Annotated in this window: 19 protein-coding genes; 8 read left to right on the forward strand and 11 right to left on the reverse strand. The window is 42.0% G+C overall.

Annotated features, from left to right (window positions below; genetic code table 11):
- The first annotated feature begins 17 nt into the window (after positions 1 to 17).
- Complete coding sequence (locus M1F55_RS07610) at positions 18 to 686, forward strand: MIP/aquaporin family protein (protein ID WP_247947609.1); 669 nt, start codon at positions 18 to 20, stop codon at positions 684 to 686.
- Positions 687 to 743: 57 nt separating this feature from the next.
- On the opposite strand, the gene queF is transcribed toward M1F55_RS07610, so the two are convergent.
- From queF to M1F55_RS07645, 7 genes are all read right to left on the reverse strand, one after another.
- Positions 744 to 1235, reverse strand: coding sequence for a preQ(1) synthase (queF, locus tag M1F55_RS07615; RefSeq protein WP_000082579.1), 492 nt, complete (start codon positions 1233 to 1235; stop codon positions 744 to 746).
- 17 nt (positions 1236 to 1252) lie between these two features.
- Positions 1253 to 1969 carry a 7-carboxy-7-deazaguanine synthase QueE gene (gene queE, locus M1F55_RS07620; protein WP_000196453.1) on the reverse strand — a complete coding sequence of 239 codons (717 nt, stop codon included), beginning with the start codon at positions 1967 to 1969 and terminating at the stop codon, positions 1253 to 1255.
- Positions 1962 to 2405 carry a 6-carboxytetrahydropterin synthase QueD gene (queD, locus tag M1F55_RS07625; RefSeq protein WP_000464574.1) on the reverse strand — a complete coding sequence of 148 codons (444 nt, stop codon included), beginning with the start codon at positions 2403 to 2405 and terminating at the stop codon, positions 1962 to 1964. Before queD ends, queE begins: the two co-directional genes overlap by 8 nt.
- On the reverse strand, positions 2405 to 3058 hold the full coding sequence (queC, locus tag M1F55_RS07630; RefSeq protein WP_247933080.1) for a 7-cyano-7-deazaguanine synthase QueC: 654 nt from the start codon (positions 3056 to 3058) through the stop codon (positions 2405 to 2407). Before queC ends, queD begins: the two co-directional genes overlap by 1 nt.
- Before the next feature lie 201 nt (positions 3059 to 3259).
- The gene (gene trxA, locus M1F55_RS07635; RefSeq protein ID WP_001029581.1) at positions 3260 to 3574 is read right to left on the reverse strand and encodes a thioredoxin; all 315 of its coding nucleotides are present in this window, start codon (positions 3572 to 3574) and stop codon (positions 3260 to 3262) included.
- Between the two features lie 14 nt (positions 3575 to 3588).
- A complete protein-coding gene (locus M1F55_RS07640; protein ID WP_000570256.1) occupies positions 3589 to 3810 on the reverse strand; it encodes a DUF4649 family protein in 222 nt (73 codons plus the stop codon).
- Between the two features lie 100 nt (positions 3811 to 3910).
- Entirely contained in the window at positions 3911 to 4291 is a 381-nt protein-coding gene (locus M1F55_RS07645; RefSeq protein ID WP_192855161.1) for a MarR family winged helix-turn-helix transcriptional regulator, read from the reverse strand.
- Between the two features lie 283 nt (positions 4292 to 4574).
- Here M1F55_RS07645 and M1F55_RS07650 point away from each other — a divergent pair, with 283 nt between their 5' ends.
- A complete protein-coding gene (locus tag M1F55_RS07650; RefSeq protein ID WP_084946844.1) occupies positions 4575 to 4949 on the forward strand; it encodes a CidA/LrgA family protein in 375 nt (124 codons plus the stop codon).
- On the forward strand, positions 4946 to 5641 hold the full coding sequence (locus M1F55_RS07655) for an LrgB family protein (protein WP_001288952.1): 696 nt from the start codon (positions 4946 to 4948) through the stop codon (positions 5639 to 5641). Before M1F55_RS07650 ends, M1F55_RS07655 begins: the two co-directional genes overlap by 4 nt.
- 51 nt (positions 5642 to 5692) lie before the next feature.
- Here the strand turns inward: M1F55_RS07655 and gggC are convergent, their stop codons facing one another.
- From gggC to M1F55_RS07675, 4 genes are all read right to left on the reverse strand, one after another.
- Positions 5693 to 7240, reverse strand: a complete 1548-nt coding sequence (gene gggC / locus M1F55_RS07660; RefSeq protein WP_084946847.1) for a streptosactin export ABC transporter GggC — start codon at positions 7238 to 7240, stop codon at positions 5693 to 5695.
- Between the two features lie 139 nt (positions 7241 to 7379).
- The gene (locus tag M1F55_RS07665; RefSeq protein ID WP_000498767.1) at positions 7380 to 8147 is read right to left on the reverse strand and encodes a hypothetical protein; all 768 of its coding nucleotides are present in this window, start codon (positions 8145 to 8147) and stop codon (positions 7380 to 7382) included.
- A gap of 15 nt (positions 8148 to 8162) precedes the next feature.
- Positions 8163 to 8858 carry an ABC transporter ATP-binding protein gene (locus tag M1F55_RS07670; RefSeq protein WP_000054197.1) on the reverse strand — a complete coding sequence of 232 codons (696 nt, stop codon included), beginning with the start codon at positions 8856 to 8858 and terminating at the stop codon, positions 8163 to 8165.
- Between the two features lie 4 nt (positions 8859 to 8862).
- Positions 8863 to 9228 carry a GntR family transcriptional regulator gene (locus M1F55_RS07675; protein ID WP_000119149.1) on the reverse strand — a complete coding sequence of 122 codons (366 nt, stop codon included), beginning with the start codon at positions 9226 to 9228 and terminating at the stop codon, positions 8863 to 8865.
- A gap of 139 nt (positions 9229 to 9367) precedes the next feature.
- Here M1F55_RS07675 and nrdR point away from each other — a divergent pair, with 139 nt between their 5' ends.
- From nrdR to der, 5 genes are read left to right on the forward strand one after another with little or no spacing between them, the layout of a single operon-like run.
- Positions 9368 to 9841: a transcriptional regulator NrdR gene (gene nrdR, locus M1F55_RS07680; protein WP_001203672.1), complete on the forward strand. Its 474-nt coding sequence runs from the start codon at positions 9368 to 9370 to the stop codon at positions 9839 to 9841.
- A complete protein-coding gene (locus M1F55_RS07685; RefSeq protein ID WP_153193084.1) occupies positions 9842 to 11011 on the forward strand; it encodes a DnaD domain protein in 1170 nt (389 codons plus the stop codon). It abuts the gene before it with no gap.
- Positions 11012 to 11908, forward strand: coding sequence for a primosomal protein DnaI (gene dnaI, locus M1F55_RS07690; protein ID WP_153193086.1), 897 nt, complete (start codon positions 11012 to 11014; stop codon positions 11906 to 11908).
- Entirely contained in the window at positions 11905 to 12618 is a 714-nt protein-coding gene (locus M1F55_RS07695) for an NADPH-dependent oxidoreductase (RefSeq protein WP_247947610.1), read from the forward strand. Before dnaI ends, M1F55_RS07695 begins: the two co-directional genes overlap by 4 nt.
- Positions 12619 to 12631: 13 nt before the next feature.
- Positions 12632 to 13942, forward strand: coding sequence for a ribosome biogenesis GTPase Der (der, locus tag M1F55_RS07700; protein WP_247933084.1), 1311 nt, complete (start codon positions 12632 to 12634; stop codon positions 13940 to 13942).
- Positions 13943 to 14055 lie beyond the last annotated feature (113 nt).

Consider the following 14055-nt stretch of genomic DNA (forward strand, 5'->3'; position numbering starts at 1 on the left):
AAAAAAGGAGAAAGAAAATGAAAAAATTTGTTGCTGAATTAATCGGTACGTTCATGCTTGTGTTCATCGGAACAGGAGCTGTTGTTTTTGGAAATGGTCTTGATGGCCTTGGTCACCTAGGGATTGCCTTTGCCTTTGGTTTGGCAATCGTAGTTGCAGCTTACTCAATCGGAACTGTTTCAGGTGCTCATTTGAATCCAGCTGTTTCTATTGCTATGTTTGTTAACAAACGTTTGTCATCTTCAGAGCTTGTAAACTACATCCTTGGACAAGTAGTTGGAGCCTTCTTAGCATCTGCTTCTGTCTTCTTCCTCTTGGCTAACTCAGGGATGTCAACTGCTAGTCTTGGTGAAAATGCCTTGGCAAACGGTGTCACTGTCTTTGGTGGTTTCTTGTTTGAAGTTATTGCAACTTTCTTGTTTGTCTTGGTTATCATGACCGTGACATCAGAAAGCAAGGGCAATGGCGCGATTGCTGGTTTGGTAATCGGTTTGTCCTTGATGGCAATGATTCTTGTGGGATTGAACATCACTGGACTGTCAGTAAACCCAGCTCGTAGCTTGGCACCAGCTGTCTTGGTAGGTGGCTCAGCCCTTCAACAAGTATGGATTTTCATCCTTGCTCCAATCGTTGGTGGGATTCTTGCAGCCCTTGTTGCTAAAAACTTCCTTGGAACAGAAGAATAATTGAAACTCAAAAAGCCTTGCTCCTCGATTTGAGGAACAGGGCTTTTTCTTATCTGTTTAGCGGTTGTCAATTTTCTCTGGATAGAGGTCGTGTTGGAAGAGGCGTTGTTCTGCCAATCCTTCATACTTAGTTCCAGGCTTACCGTAGTTGTAGTAGGGATCAATTGAGATGCCACCGCGCGGAGTGAATTTTCCCCAGACTTCTAAATAGCGAGGGTCTAGCAAGTTGACCAAGTCTTTCCCGATGGTGTTGATACAGTTTTCGTGGAAATCTCCGTGGTTTCGGTAGCTAAAGAGGTAGAGTTTGAGGGATTTTGACTCAACACAGAGCTTGTCAGGAATGTAGGAAATATAAATGGTCGCAAAGTCTGGTTGAGCAGTGATTGGACACAGTGAGGTAAATTCAGGACAGTTGAATTTGATGAAATAGTCATTTTCCACATGACGATTGTCAAAAGACTCGAGGACTTCGGGTTGATAGTCAAAAATGTAGTTGGTTTCTTTGTTGCCGAGGAGGCTTAGGTTTTTCATTTCTTCTTGTTGTGACATGATTTTTTCTTTCTAATTTAAACACCACGTTGGTTGTCGTAGAGGAGGGTATGGAGTTGAGGAAGGACACGGACATTGCCCCAGCTATCGTCAGCAGCGACGCGTTCCCAGAGTTCTTTGAGGCGGTCCAGTTGGTCTTGGACAATATTTCCTGTGGCCTTGGGCTCAGGATTTCCTGCAGATAAGAAGAGAACATCTGGTTGGTAGCGTTCTTGAATCCCTTTAGCAAAGGCCAAATCAGCATCATCAAAGACAGGGATTTTAAAGGTGACCTTGTCTGGATCTAGTTGGGAAACGATAAAGTCCAAGGTCTCAAAGTTGACTTCCATCTTAGATGAAGGAGGTTTGGGACTCAGGGTGACCTGGTCGATATCTTTTAACCAATTTTGCCAGCGAGAGCCTTGGGTCTCAACAGCAAGGGTGACACCACGTTCCTTGAGCTTGGTGACCAGTTCAGCCATGTTGGCTGCTAGGATAGCGGGATTTCCGCCAGACAGGGTTACATAGTCGTAGTTCCCTAGTTTATCCAAGGCAGCAATGACTTCGTCAGCTGTCATGCGAGTTGGTTTTTCAGAACCATCCCAAGTAAAGGCAGAGTCGCACCAGTCGCAGTGGTAGTCGCAACCAGCAGTGCGGACAAACATTGTTTTCTGCCCAATAGCACGGCCTTCACCTTGAAAGGTAGGGCCAAAAATTTCCAGAACTGGTAGTTTGAGGACACGTTCCCTAGTCATCTAACCACTCCCGTCTAAACTCTGCAAAGGAAGTCGGAGTTTCATAGAGGCGAACGTATTCCAAACGAAGACCGCGTTTGTCGGGCAACTCTTGATTCATGGTTTGGAAAATCCAGTAAACCATATTTTCAGCAGTCGTGTTCATATAAGGCAGGGTTTCATTGAGATAGCGATGATCCAAGTGGGGCTCTAAGTAGTTCTTGTAGATCGCTTTGATGTCTCCAAAATCGTAGGTCATACCACGTTCATCTAAAAATCCACTGACAGCAATCTGCAGATGATAGGTGTGGCCGTGCAGGGACTTGCATTTTCCTTCATAGTGAAAGAGGTGGTGGGCAGCATCAAAGGTAAATTCTTTTGATACCAAGGTTCTGTGAGGATTGTAGACAAGCGACTCCCCAGTTTCCTGTTTGATTTCTTTGGGTGCAAAAAACATTAGTCCTCTCCTTTCTGTGAGAGATAAACATCTAACCCATGTTGACGTAGGTGGCAGGCGGGACAATCTCCACAGCCACTTCCGATAATCCCGTTGTAGCAGGTTAAGGTCTTTTCACGAACATAGTCAAAGGCACCGAGTTGGTCGGCTAATTCCCAAGTTTCAGCCTTGTCTAGCCACATGAGAGGTGTTTGGATAACAAAGTCGTAATCCATGGCAAGGTTGAGGGTAACATTAAGGGATTTGACAAAGACATCTCGACAATCGGGGTAGCCTGAGAAGTCTGTCTCGCAGACACCTGTCACGATATCTTTAATGCCCCGTTGCTTAGCAAGGACTGCCGCAAAGGATAGAAAGAGGTGGTTGCGACCGTCAACAAAGGTATTGGGAACCTCTCCCTCTTTTTGCTCAATTTCCAGATCAGAGGTCAGGGCATTTTCAGTGATTTGCCCCAGCAGAGACATATCTAGGATATGATGACGAATCCCCTGTTCCTTAGCGATTTCTCTAGCAACTTGAATTTCGAGATGATGGCGTTGACCGTAGGCAAAGGTAACGGCTTCGACCGTTTCATAGTGTTCTTTAGCCCAAAAGAGGCAGGTTGTAGAATCTTGACCGCCGCTAAAGACGACCAAGGCTGATTGATGTTTCATAGTACTCCTTCCAAAATGGGAAATGTTCAGAGCACGCAAAAAGCTCCCTTGAGGGAGCTAAAAAATACCAAGTAGAGGTTTTTTTTAGCGATGGCATGTCCCAAACATCGTAATATTCTACCTACAGTTTAGCATATTTTTTGAAAAATGGCAAAGGGCAAGAAAAAAGAGACCAAAGAAAGTAATTGGTCTCTAATGTGATTAGCTCAATTCAGCAACGATGGCCTTGATTTGTTCTGCTGTGTGAACACCAGCAACTTGTTTGACAACTTGGCCGTCTTTTTTGAAGAGAAGAGTTGGGATAGACATGATTCCAAAAGCACGAGCTGTGTTTGGGTTTTCATCAACGTCCATTTTAACGATTTTCAAGACATCTTCTGAAAGTTCTTCAGACAATTTATCCAAGATTGGACCTTGCATACGACATGGACCACACCAAGTTGCCCAGAAGTCTACCAAGACCAAACCGTCTTTTGTTTCTTGTTCGAATGTTGCATCTGTAATTGCTTTTGCCATTGTATTTCTCCTTTTTAGTTATATTGGCTTAAATCTTGTTTCATGAGATAGAAGAAGACATCTCCATAAGTCCCATGGTAGTCCAAATCATGACCGTTATAAGTCAATTTTTGGACAGGGTAGTAGTCTGCGACGCCGATAAGGCAAGCTTGTTGTGAACGATCAAAGTCTTCATAAGATTCGAAAGTTACAGTTCTTTCGTTCTTGCTGGCATCTAGATAGGTAATTTCAATCATGTTTAAAACTCCTTTGTTTAATGATGATTTTATTTTACTCCTTGTAAAAGAGAATGTCAAGAAAAATGATTGCGCACGCAACTTTTTTTCTAAAATCATCTTAAATCAAGAAATCCAAACCAGTTTCCAAGCTTGCTTCGACAGCCTTTTGTAGTGTGGTCAGTGTATTTTGTCCATCACTTGTCAGGCAGATAAAGCTAGAGCGTCTATCTTGATCACAACACCTGCGACTAAGTAGACCGCAATTTTTGGCTTCCAAGCGAGCCACCATCCGAGAAACAGCGCTCGGGCTCAGATGAAGTTTATCTGGCAGGTCAATCTGGCGTAGAGATTTTTCTTGAGCCAAGTCCAGATAGTAGAGCAGGTAGAACTCTTTCAAGGTCAGACTTTGCTCGCTCTGCTGGGCAATAGTCTCTTCCAAGAGACTTTCAATTTCTTTCTGACGACGATTGAAGTCAAACCATTTTTCCAAATAGGTCATAGTATCTCCTTTCTTTTTAGAGTTATAACATAGAAGAATGTCCATTCACGGACAGTCTCTGCATCACAAGATGATTGCGCATGCAATAATTATACTACTTTTCAAAAGAGCTGGCAAGAAGGACGCTGGAATATTTTATCCTAAATCATGCCTGTTTTCACAAGTCAAGAATTGTTTGTATCCCCTTTCTTCTCAAACTTTCATCAACTCTTGTGCATTTCCTTGAAATTTTCTGAAAAAAGAGTAAACTGGTATGCAAGAAGTCTATTTCGTGGAGTTTAGGATGAAATTATATGTTCAATTAATGATTCTCTTTGTGATTTCTCTAATCGGAGAGGGAATCTCTAGTTTCTTTCATTTGCCCATCCCAGGCAGTATTATCGGTTTGATTATTCTTTTTCTAGCCCTACAATTCAAGTGGCTGAGAACTAGGCATGTCAACATGGTGGGGAATTTCTTGCTGGCCAATATGACCATTCTCTTTTTACCGCCAGCAGTGGGAATCATGGAGAAGTTTGATGTGATTGCTCCCTATCTTTTGCCAATTGTTTTGATTGTCTTTTTTGCAGCAGTCATCAATATTATCCTCATAGCCTTGGTGGTTCAGTTTATCAAACGACGGTTTGAGGGAGATTATGATAAAGGAGATGCTAAATGAGTGAATTTGTTTCCAATCCCCTGTTTGGGCTGGCCCTGTCTATCTTAGCCTATCTAGTGGGAATGCTGATTTACAGACGTTTTCCCCATCCATTGACAACGCCCTTGCTTTTGTCAGCTGTTTTTATTATCATCTTTCTAAAGGTGACGGGGATTTCTTACCAAGATTACTACCAAGGTGGGGTTTATCTGAACAACTTGATTGTCCCATCGACCGTGGCCCTAGGGATTCCGCTTTATAAGAGTTTTCACTTGATGAAGCACCATGCTCGGAGTATTCTCTTTGGTAGTCTGTTAGCAGTAGTTGTCAATACCTCTTTCACAGCCCTTGTGGCGAAAATATTTGGCATGGACTTTTTCCTAGCCATTTCTCTCTTTCCCAAGTCAGTAACAACCGCCATGGCAGTGGGAATCACAGAAAAATTGCAAGGCTTGACGACTGTGACTTTGGTGGTTGTAGTAGCAACTGGGATTTTAACCAGTGTTATCGGACCAACCCTTTTGAAGTGGTTGAAAATTGACGACCCAGTAGCTGTTGGTCTTTCTCTTGGAGGAACAGGTCATGCAGTCGGAACAGGAACAGCCTTTCGATACGGCTCTGTAGCAGGAGCCATGGGTGGCTTGGCTATCGGTGTCACAGGTATTCTCTATGTCTTTGTCAGCCCTATTGTAGCCAGTTTGATATTGAGTTAAAAAGCAAGGAATTTTGGTTCCTTGCTTTTTAAAATCGTATTTTATAGAATATTACTTTCCTTTTCGTAAGTGAATGACTTGGTCATAGTGTTTTAAGTCTTCTTCTGTATAGTGGTGAATGACTTCAATAACTGTTTGAGGTAGGGAGAAGAGCAAGTCGCTAATTTTTCTGCTATTTTCCAAGTCAAGATTGGCCTTGATTTCATCTGCTAAGATGAGTTGGCTATCATGGTAGAGGGCACGAGCTATTTCAAGGCGTTGTTTCTCGCCACCAGACAGACTATCATTGCTGAGCGTTCGATTTTTCAAATGATCTAATCCCGTTTTTTTGAGGATGTAAGTTAAACGTTCCTCCTTTTTATCCAGTCCTAGAAGGATATTGTCGTCCAGAGAGAGCGTGTCAAAGTAATGGCTATCTTGGAGGATATAGGAACTAAAGCTTGTGATTTCTTGACGTGACAGGTTTTGACCAGCAAAGCTAATCTGTCCACTTGTTGGTGTCTCTTCTCCATGAATGATATTGAGCAGGGTTGTCTTACCAGAGCCACTTTCCCCGATAATGGCAATTTTTTCTCCTTGCTTGATGTGCATGGAAATCGGAGACAGGAGGTTATTTCCATCTTTTTCTAGGGAGATGCTGTTAAGTTGGATAGGGAAAATGTTTTCTATGATTCTAGGCAAGATGGGATCAGACTGGTTCAAAAGTTTTTGGTATTTATTGAGAAGAGTTCGATTCGCTTTTCGGGTGTTGGTAAAGTAAGCCAACTCTTGGAATTGATAGCCGATATTATGGGAAACTAGATAGATGGCCACAAAACTCGCCGCATCTAAATAATTATAGTAGGTCATAAAGCCACCGATGACGATTGGTGTGACAGAACAAAAGGCATCGATGCTATTGATCAAGAGACTGTTTAAAGTTCGTTGTTTTTCATAGTTAATTTCGGTATCTAGACTGGTTTGTAATTGCTTTTGATAGCGAGCAAAAAAGTAGTCTTGCCCCTGATAATGGCGAATTTGTTGGCTACCACCAATAAAATTTGTCAAGCTTGCTAAGTAGCTCTGGTTAACAGTGGACCGCTTTTCAGAAAGTGAATCCAAACGCTTTGATCCGACAGCACTGCAGAGGACAGGAAAGGAGTAGAAGAGGATGAAAATCAAGCCCAGGTAAAAATTGGTCCATAGGGCATAGAGAATGGACACAGTGGTAAAGCCCAGAGAAGAAATGATGATGACCGTTGGCTCAATATAGTTTTCTTCTAGTTGCTTGACGTCGTTTTCTAGGTCGGACAAGATATCTTTTTCATCAATCTCATAACTGTTTAAAAATCGCTTGAAAATAGCACTCTTGATTCCATATTTGAAGTCAGTAATCAAACGAGCGTAGTAATAACGTTTCCCAGCCAAACCCAGTAAGAGGATGAGATTACCAAGGATTCCTAAAATCAAAACTTTCCAAAGAAGGCCTAGTTCTTGATTGGTAAAACTAGCAACAATATTTTGAACAAGGGCTGGTGTGATAATTGCTTCCAGCCAAGTAATGGCAATAGAAAAGAAGTAAAGTATGAGGTGCTTCTTAGTAACAAATCTTTTCAGCATAAAGAGTTGCCCTCCTTATCGATATACATGTAATCAATTTTAAAGTTATTATACTCCTTTTTATTAAATACTTCATATTAAAAATGTAAGTCCTGAGAACGAAAAAAGTCTAGCGAGTTATTGTCGCTAGACTTTAAAACTATTGCAAATTAACCTTGTTTCTCAAGATGTAGTAGGTTCCGAGGTAAAATATAGCTATGAATATGAGTTCTTCAATAATACTCGTACTTGCTCCCATATAGAAATTATCATTAAATCCTGCAAGTGAATTGACATAGAAGTTCGTACTGGTATTGAAGAAGACTTCTACAAATCCAATGACGATTTGGATACCGATATAAGCTACAATGGCTAGTGCGGTACGGTATTCATTGAACAGTTGTCCGATGGAAATAGCCAAGTAGATGCAGAGGATTCCTGAGATGGTATTTAGTAGGAAGGATACCCCCATAAGAGAGAGTTGAGGAAGGAATGTTCCTACAAGTGGAATCAACTCAGAATTTGATATCCATTCTGGAACCGTTATGGTAACAATAATAAAAGCGCTTAGAGCTAGTACAGTGGAGCTAAGGATAGACCAAATGAAGGCTCCAACTAATTTGGCTGTGATGATATGGTGTTCAGAAACTGGCAAGGTCAAGGTCAGATAGCCTTGTCGGTCATAGACACTACCTTTGAATCGTTTAATAATCAAGAAAATGGTTGAAATCCCAAGTGTAATCATCAATCCACCAAAGACGAGAGCCAGAAAGAAAAGTAAGACAGGTTGGCTATCTTTGAAAGATACATAATTATAATAGTGTCCTTGCATTCCTATGGGAACGGAAAGAACTAGCACGGCAGCGTAAAGGGCTAAATACCACTTGTTAACATTTTTAAATTCGTAGCGAACTAAATTCCAAAACATAATAATCTCCTTTGCTTAGGCCTTAAATTCCTGACGGAAGAGTTGGTCAATGGATTCACCAGACTCATAGCGAATATCATCTACATTTCCTTGACGGACGACTTTTCCATCTTTGAGGAAGACAATTTCATCTAAGATTGGCTCGATATCAGAAATTAAGTGGGTAGAAATCAAAACGGTAGAAGTTGGGGAGTAGTTGTTGATAATGGTATTGAGGATATACTCACGGGCTGCTGGATCCACCCCACCAATGGGTTCATCCAAAACATAGAGACGAGCATCACGGCTCATAACCAAAATCAGTTGGACCTTTTCCTTGTTTCCTTTTGATAGTTTCTTGAGACGACTATTTTCATCAATACCGAGGTCAGCAAGAAGATGATGGGCACGTTCAAGATTGAAATCTTTATAGAAGGTCTTGAAGTAGGTTAGGGCTTCTTTGACCTTCATTTGCTCATTGAGATAGGTCGTATCTGGCAAATAAGCTACGATAGCCTTGGTTGCTGGGCTTGGGTCCATATCGTTGATAAGGACACGTCCTTGATCTGGTTGTAAGAGGCCATTGATGAGTTTAATCAGGGTTGTTTTTCCTGAGCCGTTTGGGCCGAGGAGACCGACAATTTTTCCAGCTGGGATGTCAAGAGAAACATTTTCAAGGGCTGGGGTTGCTCCATAAGATTTGGATACATTTTCAAATGCTAGTAATGACATAGGCTTAAACTCCTTTAATATAATCGCCGACTACGCCTGGTAGTTCTTCTTTTTCATAGCCAAAATGGGTCATGGAGGAAACGAAGTGTTCCAATTCTTCTTCCGATAATTGTTTGCGCGATTGGGCGATTAGCTCCTTATCCTCAGTCACAAATCGTCCAGTTGTTCGCTTACTGTAGACAAATCCTTCTCGTTCAAGGTCTGATAAGGCTCTTTGGATGGTGTTTGGATTGACACCAGCCTCGCTAGCCAGCTCTCGCACGGTTGGAAGTTGTTGATTGGGTTCCAGTGTATGGGAAACAATCTGAAGCTTGATTTTCTCCATAATCTGTAAATAGATGGGTTTTTTGTTGTCAAATGTCCAGGACATCTTGGTCTCCTTTCTTTTATCCTTTTGTATCAATTAAATAATACAACAAAACAAAAAACTTGTCAAGCAAAAAGAAGAATTGTTTTGGGAATCGCTTAAAAAATGGTATAATGAAAAGAAAACGATAAGGAGGGAAAGGATGCGTTGTCCAAAATGTGGGGCTACCAAGTCAAGTGTTATCGATAGTCGCCAAGCAGAAGAAGGGAACACCATTCGTAGAAGACGTGAGTGCGACGAATGCCAACACCGTTTTACAACCTACGAACGGGTAGAAGAAAGAACCTTAGTGGTTGTTAAAAAAGATGGCACACGGGAACAATTCTCCAGAGATAAAATCTTTAATGGGATTATCCGCTCAGCCCAAAAACGTCCTGTGTCAAGTGATGAAATCAACATGGTAGTCAATCGTATCGAACAGAAACTCCGTGGTCGAAATGAAAATGAAATTCAAAGTGAGGACATTGGTTCACTCGTCATGGAGGAGTTGGCTGAGTTAGATGAGATTACCTATGTACGTTTTGCCAGCGTCTATCGTAGTTTTAAGGATGTGAGTGAGTTAGAGAGTTTGCTCCAACAAATTACCCAGTCCTCTAAAAAGAAAAAGGAAAGATAAATGAAGCCAATTGACCGTTTTTCTTATCTAAAGAATAATCGGGTGTCACAAGATACCTCATCTCTGGTACAGTGCTACCTCCCGATTATCGGTCAGGAGGCGCTGAGCCTTTATCTTTATACGATTAGTTTTTGGGATAATGGTAGAAAGGAATATCTTTTTTCAAGCATTCTTAACCATCTCAACTTTGGGATGGATAGATTGATAAAATCCTTAAAAATCCTATCTGCTTTTAATCTCTTGACCCTCTATCAAAAGGGGGATGTTTATCAGCTAGCCCTCCATGCTCCTCTTTCAAGTCAGGATTTCTTGGAACATCCTGTTTATCGCAGACTTTTAGAGAAAAAGATTGGTGATGCAGCTGTGGAGGATTTGAAAGTTGAAAGTGCTGATGGTCAAGAAATACCTGTCTCACTCAATCAAGTCTTTCCAGATTTGGCAGAATTAGGAAATCAAGAAGACCTTGGTCTCAAGAAGAAAGTGGCCAACGATTTTGACTTGGACCATTTTCGTCAGCTTATGGCTCGAGATGGGCTTCGTTTTGCGGATGAGCAGTCAGATGTCTTAAACCTCTTTGCCATTGCCGAGGAGAAGAAATGGACTTGGTTTGAAACCTATCAATTGGCTAAGTCAACAGCTGTTTCCCAGGTTATTTCAACCAAACGCATGCGGGAAAAAATCGCTCAAAAACCTGTTTCCTCTGACTTTAGTCCTAAGGAAGCAACCATTATCAAAGAAGCCAAAAGTAAAACTGCCCTGCAGTTCTTGGCAGAAATCAAGCAAACACGTAAGGGAACCATTACCCAAACAGAAAGAGAACTCTTGCAACAGATGGCTGGTTTGGGCTTGCTGGACGAAGTCATCAATATCATTCTCTTGTTGACCTTTAATAAGGTGGATTCGGCAAATATCAATGAGAAATATGCCATGAAGGTAGCCAATGACTATGCCTATCAAAAGATTCATTCAGCAGAAGAGGCAGTATTGCGCATCCGTGAACGTGGGCAAAAGAGTCAGGCTCAAAAAGGCAGTAAACCGAGTCCTACCAAGTCCAATGTACCCAAGTGGAGCAATCCAGATTATAAAAATGAAACCAGCGAGGAAACTCGTCTGGAACTAGAACGTAAGAAACAAGAACTATTAGCTCGATTAGAAAAAGGAGGAGATTAGATGGAAAGTGTCGGAGACGTACTCAAACGTCAACCTAGCCGTTTTCATTATCAAGATTTGGTCCAGAAAATCATGAAGGACCCTGATGTTGCGGCCTTTATCCAGCAAGAATCCTTGACTCCAGAGGAATTGAATCGCAGTATCTCCAAGTTTAATCAGTACATCACCGAGAGAGACAAGTTTCTTCGTGGTGATACGGATTATATTGCCAAAGGCTACAAGCCTATTTTGGTTATGAATCATGGCTATGCGGATGTTTCTTATGAAGAAACTCCCGAACTAATCGCAGCTGAAAAAGAAGCGGCTATTAAGAACCGTCTCAAGTTAATCAATCTGCCAGCCAGTCTCAAGCAAGCTAGTTTAGCTCAAGTTGACTTGGATGATTTGGGTCGTTTGCCAGTTTTTGAAAAGCTATTAGCCTTCGTGGAGCAGTATCCAGCTATTCGAAAAGGACTTTACCTATATGGAGATTTTGGTGTGGGTAAAAGTTTTATGGTGGCTGCCTTAGCCCATGATTTATCAGAAAAACGTGGTGTTTCATCAACTCTCCTCCACTATCCTAGCTTTGTCATTGATGTCAAAAATGCTATCGGTGATGGTAATGTCAAGCCCTTGGTAGATGAGATTAAGCTTTCTGAAGTCCTGATTTTAGATGATATTGGTGCCGAGCAATCAACAGCTTGGGTGCGTGATGAAATCCTGCAGGTCATTCTCCAATATCGGATGCAGGAAAATTTACCGACCTTTTTCACCTCCAACTTCAACTTTGAAGATTTGGAGCTGCATTTCGCTAAAGGGAAACATGGAAATGACGAAACCTGGGAAGCTAGACGGGTCATGGAACGCATCCGTTATTTGGCTGAGGAGACTCGTTTAGAAGGAGTGAACCGTCGATGACAGAAACGATTAAATTAATGAAGGCTCACACTTCAGTGCGCAGGTTTAAGGAGCAAGCCCTTCCTCAGGAAGACTTGACTGAAATCTTGACAGCAGCCCAGATGGCCTCGTCTTGGAAGAATTTCCAATCCTACTCTGTGATTGTGGTACGAGGTCAAGAAAAGAAAGATGCCTTGTATGAATTGGTGCCTCAAGAAGCCATTCGCCAGTCAGCTGTTTTTCTTCTCTTTGTCGGGGATTTGAACCGAGCAGAAAAGGGAGCACGACTCCATACGGATACCTTCCAACCTCAAGGTGTAGAAGGTATCTTGATTAGTTCGGTCGATGCGGCTCTTGCTGGCCAAAATGCTCTACTAGCAGCTGAAAGCTTGGGCTATGGCGGTGTCATTATTGGATTGGTGCGGTACAAGTCAGAAGAAGTAGCAGAACTCTTTAATTTGCCTGACTACACCTATCCTGTCTTTGGGATGGCGCTAGGAATACCAAATGAAGAACATGAAGTCAAACCTCGCTTGCCATTGCATCAGGTGGTTTTTGATGAAGAATATCAGGAACAAACAGTTGATGTGATTGAAGCTTATGACCGTGTACAGGCTGACTATGCTGGGGCGCGTGCAACCACAAGCTGGAGTCAGCGTCTAGCAGAACAGTTTGGTCAAGCTGAACCAAGCTCAACTAGAAAAAATCTTGAACAGAAGAAGTTATTGTAGAAAGTGAGAAATTATGGCCCTACCAACTATTGCCATTGTAGGACGTCCCAATGTTGGGAAATCAACCCTATTTAATCGGATCGCTGGTGAGCGAATCTCCATTGTAGAGGATGTCGAAGGAGTGACACGTGACCGTATCTATGCAACGGGTGAGTGGCTCAATCGTTCGTTTAGCATGATTGATACAGGAGGAATCGATGATGTCGATGCTCCTTTCATGGAACAAATCAAGCACCAGGCAGAAATTGCTATGGAAGAAGCAGATGTTATCGTCTTTGTCGTTTCTGGTAAGGAAGGGATTACCGATGCAGACGAATACGTAGCCCGTAAACTTTATAAGACCCACAAACCAGTTATCCTCGCGGTTAACAAGGTGGACAACCCTGAGATGCGAAATGATATCTATGATTTCTATGCTCTCGGTTTGGGTGAACCACTGCCTATCTCATCTGTTCATGGTATCGGTACAGGAGATGTGCTAGATGCCATCGTGGAAAATCTTCCAAATGAATATGAGGAAGAAAATCCAGATGTGATTAAGTTTAGTTTGATTGGTCGTCCTAACGTCGGAAAATCAAGCTTGATTAACGCTATTTTGGGAGAAGACCGTGTCATTGCTAGTCCTGTTGCTGGAACAACTCGTGACGCTATTGATACCCACTTTACAGATACAGATGGTCAAGAGTTTACCATGATTGATACGGCTGGTATGCGTAAATCTGGTAAGGTTTATGAAAATACTGAGAAATACTCTGTCATGCGTGCCATGCGTGCTATTGACCGTTCAGATGTGGTCTTAATGGTCATCAATGCGGAAGAAGGCATTCGTGAATACGATAAGCGTATCGCAGGATTTGCCCATGAAGCTGGTAAAGGAATGATTATCGTGGTCAACAAGTGGGATACGCTTGAAAAAGACAACCACACTATGAAAAACTGGGAAGAAGATATCCGTGAGCAGTTCCAATACTTGCCTTACGCACCGATTATCTTTGTATCAGCCTTGACCAAGCAACGTCTTCACAAACTACCTGAGATGATCAAGCAAATCAGCGAAAGCCAAAACACACGTATTCCATCAGCTGTCTTGAACGATGTGATTATGGATGCTATTGCCATTAACCCAACACCGACAGACAAAGGAAAACGTCTTAAGATTTTCTATGCGACCCAAGTGGCAACTAAACCACCAACCTTTGTCATCTTTGTCAATGAAGAAGAACTTATGCACTTTTCTTACCTACGTTTCTTGGAAAATCAAATTCGCAAGGCCTTTGTCTTTGAGGGAACACCAATCCATCTCATCACAAGAAAACGTAAATAAAAAAGCAGAATCTGGAATGACATTTCCAGATTTTTTTGGCTCTTTGTCAACTGTAGTGGGTTGAAGAAAAGCTAAGATCGAGAAAGGACACATTTCGTCCTTTCTTTTTTGAT

This window comes from Streptococcus mitis (assembly GCF_023109235.1).
GTDB classification, from domain to species: Bacteria; Bacillota; Bacilli; order Lactobacillales; family Streptococcaceae; genus Streptococcus; species Streptococcus mitis_DA.

What these genes read in the sequence shown, in the direction of transcription:
- M1F55_RS07610 (WP_247947609.1), top strand. Translation starts at nt 18, where the DNA reads ATGAAAAAATTTGTTGCTGAATTAATCGGTACGTTCATGCTTGTGTTC.
- queF (WP_000082579.1), bottom strand. Translation starts at nt 1,235, where the DNA reads ATGTCACAACAAGAAGAAATGAAAAACCTAAGCCTCCTCGGCAACAAA.
- queE (WP_000196453.1), bottom strand. Translation starts at nt 1,969, where the DNA reads ATGACTAGGGAACGTGTCCTCAAACTACCAGTTCTGGAAATTTTTGGC.
- queD (WP_000464574.1), bottom strand. Translation starts at nt 2,405, where the DNA reads ATGTTTTTTGCACCCAAAGAAATCAAACAGGAAACTGGGGAGTCGCTT.
- queC (WP_247933080.1), bottom strand. Translation starts at nt 3,058, where the DNA reads ATGAAACATCAATCAGCCTTGGTCGTCTTTAGCGGCGGTCAAGATTCT.
- trxA (WP_001029581.1), bottom strand. Translation starts at nt 3,574, where the DNA reads ATGGCAAAAGCAATTACAGATGCAACATTCGAACAAGAAACAAAAGAC.
- M1F55_RS07640 (WP_000570256.1), bottom strand. Translation starts at nt 3,810, where the DNA reads ATGATTGAAATTACCTATCTAGATGCCAGCAAGAACGAAAGAACTGTA.
- M1F55_RS07645 (WP_192855161.1), bottom strand. Translation starts at nt 4,291, where the DNA reads ATGACCTATTTGGAAAAATGGTTTGACTTCAATCGTCGTCAGAAAGAA.
- M1F55_RS07650 (WP_084946844.1), top strand. Translation starts at nt 4,575, where the DNA reads ATGAAATTATATGTTCAATTAATGATTCTCTTTGTGATTTCTCTAATC.
- M1F55_RS07655 (WP_001288952.1), top strand. Translation starts at nt 4,946, where the DNA reads ATGAGTGAATTTGTTTCCAATCCCCTGTTTGGGCTGGCCCTGTCTATC.
- gggC (WP_084946847.1), bottom strand. Translation starts at nt 7,240, where the DNA reads ATGCTGAAAAGATTTGTTACTAAGAAGCACCTCATACTTTACTTCTTT.
- M1F55_RS07665 (WP_000498767.1), bottom strand. Translation starts at nt 8,147, where the DNA reads ATGTTTTGGAATTTAGTTCGCTACGAATTTAAAAATGTTAACAAGTGG.
- M1F55_RS07670 (WP_000054197.1), bottom strand. Translation starts at nt 8,858, where the DNA reads ATGTCATTACTAGCATTTGAAAATGTATCCAAATCTTATGGAGCAACC.
- M1F55_RS07675 (WP_000119149.1), bottom strand. Translation starts at nt 9,228, where the DNA reads ATGTCCTGGACATTTGACAACAAAAAACCCATCTATTTACAGATTATG.
- nrdR (WP_001203672.1), top strand. Translation starts at nt 9,368, where the DNA reads ATGCGTTGTCCAAAATGTGGGGCTACCAAGTCAAGTGTTATCGATAGT.
- M1F55_RS07685 (WP_153193084.1), top strand. Translation starts at nt 9,842, where the DNA reads ATGAAGCCAATTGACCGTTTTTCTTATCTAAAGAATAATCGGGTGTCA.
- dnaI (WP_153193086.1), top strand. Translation starts at nt 11,012, where the DNA reads ATGGAAAGTGTCGGAGACGTACTCAAACGTCAACCTAGCCGTTTTCAT.
- M1F55_RS07695 (WP_247947610.1), top strand. Translation starts at nt 11,905, where the DNA reads ATGACAGAAACGATTAAATTAATGAAGGCTCACACTTCAGTGCGCAGG.
- der (WP_247933084.1), top strand. Translation starts at nt 12,632, where the DNA reads ATGGCCCTACCAACTATTGCCATTGTAGGACGTCCCAATGTTGGGAAA.